Source organism: Paenibacillus oryzisoli, from assembly GCF_001653565.1.
Taxonomy (GTDB): domain Bacteria; phylum Bacillota; class Bacilli; order Paenibacillales; family NBRC-103111; genus Paenibacillus_E; species Paenibacillus_E oryzisoli.
The window spans coordinates 67734-74361 of record NZ_LYPB01000091.1 but is presented as its reverse complement, the minus strand read 5'-3'; the positions used below and the strand labels follow the sequence as shown (position 1 = coordinate 74361).

8 protein-coding genes are annotated in these 6628 nt (G+C 40.8%); 6 read left to right on the top strand and 2 right to left on the bottom strand.

The window, feature by feature from the left end:
* The first annotated feature begins 75 nt into the window (after positions 1–75).
* The 3 genes from A8708_RS37150 (at position 76) to A8708_RS36920 (ending at position 830) form a co-directional block, all read left to right on the top strand.
* On the top strand, positions 76–423 hold the full coding sequence (locus tag A8708_RS37150) for a reverse transcriptase domain-containing protein (protein WP_204787677.1): 348 nt from the start codon (positions 76–78) through the stop codon (positions 421–423).
* A gap of 147 nt (positions 424–570) precedes the next feature.
* Positions 571–705, top strand: a complete 135-nt coding sequence (locus A8708_RS35075; protein WP_239696908.1) for a group II intron maturase-specific domain-containing protein — start codon at positions 571–573, stop codon at positions 703–705.
* Positions 702–830: a hypothetical protein gene (locus A8708_RS36920; protein ID WP_275667945.1), complete on the top strand. Its 129-nt coding sequence runs from the start codon at positions 702–704 to the stop codon at positions 828–830. Before A8708_RS35075 ends, A8708_RS36920 begins: the two co-directional genes overlap by 4 nt.
* 109 nt (positions 831–939) lie before the next feature.
* Here the strand turns inward: A8708_RS36920 and A8708_RS30510 are convergent, their stop codons facing one another.
* On the bottom strand, positions 940–1725 hold the full coding sequence (locus A8708_RS30510) for a nucleotidyl cyclase domain-containing protein (protein WP_068670139.1): 786 nt from the start codon (positions 1723–1725) through the stop codon (positions 940–942).
* Positions 1726–2072: 347 nt separating this feature from the next.
* Here A8708_RS30510 and A8708_RS30505 point away from each other — a divergent pair, with 347 nt between their 5' ends.
* Together A8708_RS30505 and A8708_RS30500 are read left to right on the top strand one after the other, a co-directional pair.
* Positions 2073–3185: an AlbA family DNA-binding domain-containing protein gene (locus A8708_RS30505; RefSeq protein WP_068670137.1), complete on the top strand. Its 1113-nt coding sequence runs from the start codon at positions 2073–2075 to the stop codon at positions 3183–3185.
* A 281-nt stretch (positions 3186–3466) separates the two neighbouring features.
* The gene (locus A8708_RS30500) at positions 3467–5542 is read left to right on the top strand and encodes a thioredoxin domain-containing protein (protein WP_068670135.1); all 2076 of its coding nucleotides are present in this window, start codon (positions 3467–3469) and stop codon (positions 5540–5542) included.
* Positions 5543–5755: 213 nt separating this feature from the next.
* Here A8708_RS30500 and A8708_RS35070 read toward each other — a convergent pair whose 3' ends face one another.
* Positions 5756–5914, bottom strand: coding sequence for a DUF1540 domain-containing protein (locus tag A8708_RS35070; protein ID WP_082927912.1), 159 nt, complete (start codon positions 5912–5914; stop codon positions 5756–5758).
* A 335-nt stretch (positions 5915–6249) separates the two neighbouring features.
* Here A8708_RS35070 and A8708_RS30495 point away from each other — a divergent pair, with 335 nt between their 5' ends.
* Positions 6250–6468: a hypothetical protein gene (locus tag A8708_RS30495; protein WP_068670133.1), complete on the top strand. Its 219-nt coding sequence runs from the start codon at positions 6250–6252 to the stop codon at positions 6466–6468.
* Positions 6469–6628 lie beyond the last annotated feature (160 nt).

The following is a 6628-nucleotide window of genomic DNA, read 5'->3' as shown; positions in this document are numbered from 1 at the left end:
GGGGGGGGAGCCAAAGGAACATAGAGGAGGGCTACAAATTTGTAGTCGATATGGATTTGGCCGGATTTCGACACTGTGAATCTAAGTAAGTTAATCGAGGTACTATCCAGGACAATCAAGGATAGGAGAATCATATCGCTCATACATAAGTACCTGAAAGCTAGAATTGTTGTGAAGCACCAAGTTGAAGAAACAGAAATCGGTGTTCCACAGGGTGGAAATCTGAGCCCAATAATGAGTGACATCATGCTAAACGAGTTGGACAAGAACTGGAGACCCGCGGATATAAATTTGTACGATACTCGGATGATATCCTCATCTTCAGCAAGAGTAGAAGGGGCGCTCAGAGGACATTGGATAACATCGTACTCTTTATCGAACAGAAGCTGTTTCTCGAGTAAATCGCGAGATAACGGTGGTTGATGAGGAACGTCAAGTTTCTCGGGCTTCTCATTTTATACAATCAGAGGAGAAGCGAGAGTGAGAATCCATCCCAAATCCATTGCAAAGATGTAAGCCAAAATAAAAGAAATAACCTCAAGACACAATGGATTGGGAAATGAAGAGCGAGTGGAGAAACTAAAACGCTATATCAAAGGATGGGTCAACTATTTCAAAATAGCGGATATAAATAAACTACTCCAAACGACAGATGAATGGATGAGAAGGCGGATTCGCATGATCTACTGGAAACAATGGAAATGAGTGAGAACAAAGGACTCGGCTTCTTATTCTTTACAGACTATTATCGACAAGTAACTGCGTTACAAGGGAACCACCGTGTACCGAACGATACGCATGGTGGTGTGGGAGGTTGGTTATTCAACTAATGGGTAGCCTCCTACCCGATTTAGTTGATTCCGAGTATAAAATGATTTGAAATGATTAACAAAATAGAAGTAAGCGAACACTATCCTTGATCTATTTTAATTCAAGCGATTAAATCAGTTTAATATTTTCAGTTTCCTCATCGGACAAAAGCTTAGCTTCAGATTTTAATACGTAAGCAATTTCTTCATTTCCGTTTATACCTCTAATATTTAAACTCACAGTTTGATACTTCTTATATTGTGAATCTAAGAATGAATCACTATCGAATCCTCGTGCGGAGAATGCAAAAGTAAGATTTGGAGCAATTTTTTGGAGTCGAGATGCAAGATTTATTGAAGGACCTACAAAGTCATTGCCATCGCCAAGGGAAACAACAGTCCCACGAGAAATTCCACATCGTAATTTCTTGGGTACACTAACAAACTTTTTGCTAATTGTTGGGAGAAACTCAGTTGCATATGATTCACATACAATTTTTAAGGAAACTACAATGTTTCCTATTTCAATATTTTGCAACTTATCAGTATCCCAGATCATCAAGACGCCGTCACCTAAAAATTTTGAGTAAATAGGAAGTGGTGAATATAATGCTTGTTTTCCGTTTCTAGGAGGAAGATCAACAATATGTTCTGAAGCAATTTTTTTGAAAATCCATTCTAAGAAATGATGTAGAAATCGGGGAACTACTAGATGGGGCTCCATTTGGTTGCAGAAGTTTGTAAATCCCTCTAAATCAAAAATAGCAGTTAGGGACTCAACTTTATTTCCATCATTACGAAGTTGACCAATGTTTAAAGTACTATAATTAAACTTTTGTAAATCAATTTCGGAAATAGCGGTGTATTTCGAATTGTTATCAAGAAAATTACCATATTTAACTGAAAATTTGCTCACAATTTGTTCCCTCTTATCTATGTTTTATACTAATAATAATATAACATATTGTCGAATTATGGGAATACTATGACTACTTTTTTCTTTCTCAGATGGCTTTTTTCTTTATCCCGTGCTAAAGAACAGTTTATTCTGCTTTGCAAACTTAAACATAACTATTTGCATCATGTTCTTGAGATGTTAAAATGAATGGCTATTTAATTCAGCCAGTGGTTTTTTATTGATAATGAAGTTTGTTTAATCCTAATTTATGGTATTGTTAAAGTCATAATATCTTGGCTTCACTATTTATTTATGAACTTCGTGAATATTACGTTATAGATCAAAGCTTTATTAAAGGGGATTTTATGGAGAGAATTATTGATATGATTATAACTGAAAATGAATCTACTTATCTTGACTTTAAAAGAGATGTTTATACAAAAGAAAAGAAGAATGACTTTTTAAAAGATGTTATAGCAATGGCTAATTCACATCTGTCTGATGATAAATATATAATTTTTGGAATAAAAGATAAGCCAGGAGAAGAAAAAGATATTATTGGAATTGATAAATTGGATGATGTGGCTACCTTTGAGGAAATCATTAAAGAACATATTGAACCTGACATAGAAATTGACTATAGCATTCATGAATTTTCAGGCAAAAAAGTCGGTGTGTTTAGAATAATTAATTGTATAAATCGCCCATATATTTTAAAAAAGAAAAATGAGAATGCAAAAAAACAAATAATTAACGAAGGTGATTCTTGGATTAGAAAGGGTACTCGTAATTGTAAAATGGCAAGAAATGATTTGGAAATTATATATAGTCAGAGAGATTCTATCAAAGAATTAAAAAAAGAAGAACTTAGAAAAAAAATAAGTTCTGCTAATAATGAATTGTTGTTTGTACAGTTGTATATAGCAGAAGAGCGTAGACTAAGTGAGAGGAAGAATAGTTTTTATTATGCACTAACAGATATTAAAGAAGGACTTGAACAAAACTTTGAGTTTAGAAGATTTTCACTACCTCATGAGAAGTATCAGGAAATAGTAAGAAAAGTTGCAAATTTAGTAGATAATTATGAGTATTCATTTGAAAAGAAGCAGTTTATAGAGTTAATCCTTAGCGCTCCTCCAACTAAAAGAATTGAATATATTGATGCATTATCCAATTTAGAAAAAGAACAAAATGTAATTAATAATCACATAAAAAGAACAAGAGAATTTGAGCTTGCTTTACTTGCGAGTATAGAAAATACTAGGTCATCTACTCATATTAGAGATTACGAACAAGCACTATATCAAAATAGAAGCTACATTGATCATATCAACATACCTTTAAGTCAAATACAAAGTGAATTGACAGCTAGCTCAATAATTGGGAAAAGTGTTTCAGAAGGTTCAATTAAAGAAAGAGAACAAGAACTTATACATGAGATCCAAAGACTAGAGAGATATATTAATGATATTGAATAACACCAACTTGTTGCTTTTACAATGCTGAAATTTGTAAATATCTCCTTTTGAAGAAACAGTGAAATCTTTTATTACATAATAAAACTTTTAAAGTACTTAAATATAATTACCATAATCGAAGGTGTGAAACCTCTAATTTACTCTTTTGTTTATAATAAATTACTTTCAAATGACAGATAAATGACATAACTCATGTTTTAAACATCGGTTTTTCCTTTTTTTCCAGAATATGATAATCTCAATATATCTATAAATATCCAAATGCATGGAGTTGATGCCAAATGAGTACATCACACAAAAGCAATAGATTAGCTGAGGAAAAGTCACCTTACTTATTGCAACATGCGTACAACCCCGTAGACTGGTACCCTTGGTCAGAAGAAGCTTTCTCAATAGCGAAGCACGAGAATAAGCCTGTGTTCTTATCGATTGGGTATAGTACATGTCACTGGTGTCATGTCATGGCACATGAATCGTTCGAAGATCAAGCAATAGCCAATATGCTAAACAAAGATTTTATTTCGATCAAAGTAGATCGGGAAGAACGTCCCGATATTGATCATATCTATATGGCGGTATGTCAAGCTATGACTGGACAAGGTGGCTGGCCGCTGACGGTGTTTCTGACACCGGAGAAGAAGCCATTCTTCGCGGGGACGTATTTCCCACGCAGTAGAAAATATAATCGAGCAGGTATGGTTGAAATCATTGCACAGCTTGCAAGCAAGTGGCGGGAGGACCCGGAGCGAGTTCGCGAGCTTGGTGAGCAAGTAACGACAGAAACCTCACAACGGTTGCTCGAGAATCAAACTGGCGGCAAGTTGACGGAGGAAACGCTGCATGAGGCATTTCGTATGTATGTGTCTAATTTTGACGCGGAAAATGGTGGATTTGGGACATTTCCGAAATTTCCCACATCCTATAATTTATCTTTCTTACTCAGGTATTATAAAAAGACGGGGAATGAGCAGGCACTAGCCATGGTTGAAAAAACGCTAGATACTATGCACCGTGGTGGGATGTATGATCACATTGGGTTTGGATTCGCCAGATATTCAGTCGATGCGCAGTGGTTAGTGCCGCATTTTGAGAAAATGCTGTATGATAACGCACTCTTGGTGATGACATATATAGAGGCTTATCAAGTGACTGGGAAAGAGCAGTATGCCGAGGTTGCTGAGCAAATAATTACGTATGTTCTCCGCGATATGACGGATGCAGGTGGCGCATTTTATTCTGCGGAAGATGCCGATTCGGATGGTGTGGAAGGGAAGTTCTACGTCTGGACGATGGACGAAGTTGAGGACGTACTTGGGATTGATGATGGAGATCTCTATAGCGAGATCTATGGGCTGACGGAGTCGGGGAATTTCGAGGGTCAAAATATCCCGAATCTTCTCGACACGACGCTAGCGTCTTCGGCGAGGCGGAAGGGAATCCCGTTGGATGAGCTGAAGCAGCGGTTGGAAACTGCCCGCGTCAAGCTGTTCGCGCATCGCGAACGGCGCGTTCATCCGGGCAAGGATGATAAGATTCTGACCGCGTGGAACGGTCTGATGATCACTGCGCTGTCCAAGGCGGCACGTGCCTTGGATAAGCCGGAATACGCGGCCGCCGCCACAAAGGCCGCGGACTTCATCCTTCGCGAGCTTCGCCGCGAAGATGGGCGTTTGCTCGCTCGCTATCGCGATGGCGAAGCGGCGTTCCTGGGCTACGTGGACGACTATGCGTTCCTCGTAGGAGGACTGATCGAGCTGTACGAGACCACGTTCGAGCTGCGCTTTCTCCGTGAAGCGGTCCAGCTGAACGCAGATATGCTTCGTCTCTTCGGCGACGAAGCGAAGGGCGGGCTCTTCTTCTATGGAAGCGATGCCGAGCAGCTGCTCACCCGCCCTAAAGAGATCTACGACGGCGCGATGCCGTCGGGGAATGGTGCCGCCGCGCTCAACATGCTGCGGCTGTCTAGGCTGACCTACGACGCGAAGCTGTCGCAGGCAGCGGAAGAGCAGCTCCAGGCGTTCGCCGGAGCTGTCAGCAAGTACCCGCCGGGCCACGCGCTGACGCTGGCCGCGCTTGATTTCGCTTATGGCGCAGCCAGCGAAATTGTGATCGCCGGCGACCCGGCGAAGCCCGAGACACAGCGCATGCTGCGCGCGGTGCAGCGGCAGTACCTGCCGAATGCGCTGCTGGTGCTTCACCCGCCGGGCGCCGCGGGAGGAGCAGTGCGCCAGCTGATTCCGCTGGTGCAAGATAAGCTGCCGTTAGGTGGGCGAGCTACAGCGTATGTCTGCGAGAATTTTGCTTGCCAAGCGCCAACACAAGATGTGGAGGAACTCCAAAACCTCTCTTCTCACTAAATAGCTGCGGATTAACATTCCATTCCAAAGCATCGCACCTCAAATTGCGTATATGCCAAATTTAAAATCTTTCTCCTATAACTGATAATAATTATCATTATTGGTTACAATAGACCTAGAAACATAAAAAAGAGGCCCGAAGGCCTCTTTTCAATCACTTTGTCCAAGCTTTTCAAACTCACTGTCCAAGTCTTTAGTCATTTGAGCGATGATCTAAATCTTGGGCTCAAATGTTTTACAATCTGTTTCTTCCGAATTGCGCGCTTGATTACTACCGTGGTGACTCACGATAGAAATCGAGCTAGCTTTGCATTTGTTCTCATTTGCCCAGTATTTACAGGAATTCACTTCACACATCACGTCTTTTGCCATGTCTCTTTCACCTCCCTTACGTCTTAGGGTGGGCGATTGAGGCATCTTTTTATACATGGCGCTTGAAATTGTTTATTATAAGGGAACTACGTTCCCTTATTTGTGTGAAATGACCGCTTTCCAATATGCAAGGGAACGAGATTCCCTTATTTATCCCCAAACGTGGCAAAATGGTTCCAAATCGAGGTAATAGAGGAACCACGTTCCGCTTCATCATCAAATGTGCCATTTAGGCGTAAATAGCGGACTGACGTTCCCTATGCTGCATAGGAACAAACATATGCTCTCCGAATATACTTGAAGTAGGCATCAACGAACTTCAAGGGGATGAAGAGATGGCGGAGAAGAATGAGACGCAGACCTGTGTCAGATGCAAATATGTTGCCGTGAAGGAAGACAGATACTGCATACGTTGCGGAGCCCCGCTTAAGAACAAATGTACCAAAGAGAAGTCTCTTATGCACAAGGGATGTTACAAGGTAAATAAGGCGGATGCAAAGTACTGCGCGGATTGCGGCACGGAAACGACATTCAGCCAATTAGGGTTTATCTAGATGGAGCGTACAGGCTTCATAAAAAAAACCTGAGACAAGGACGAAGTCCTCAACTCAGGTTTTTTGCCGTTGCACCTAATAGGTTATTTGAAGTTGCACTAAATGGTTAGTTGCCTTCTCACACGAGGTGTTTAGCCTCACCCGCCTGAATCACGCTGTA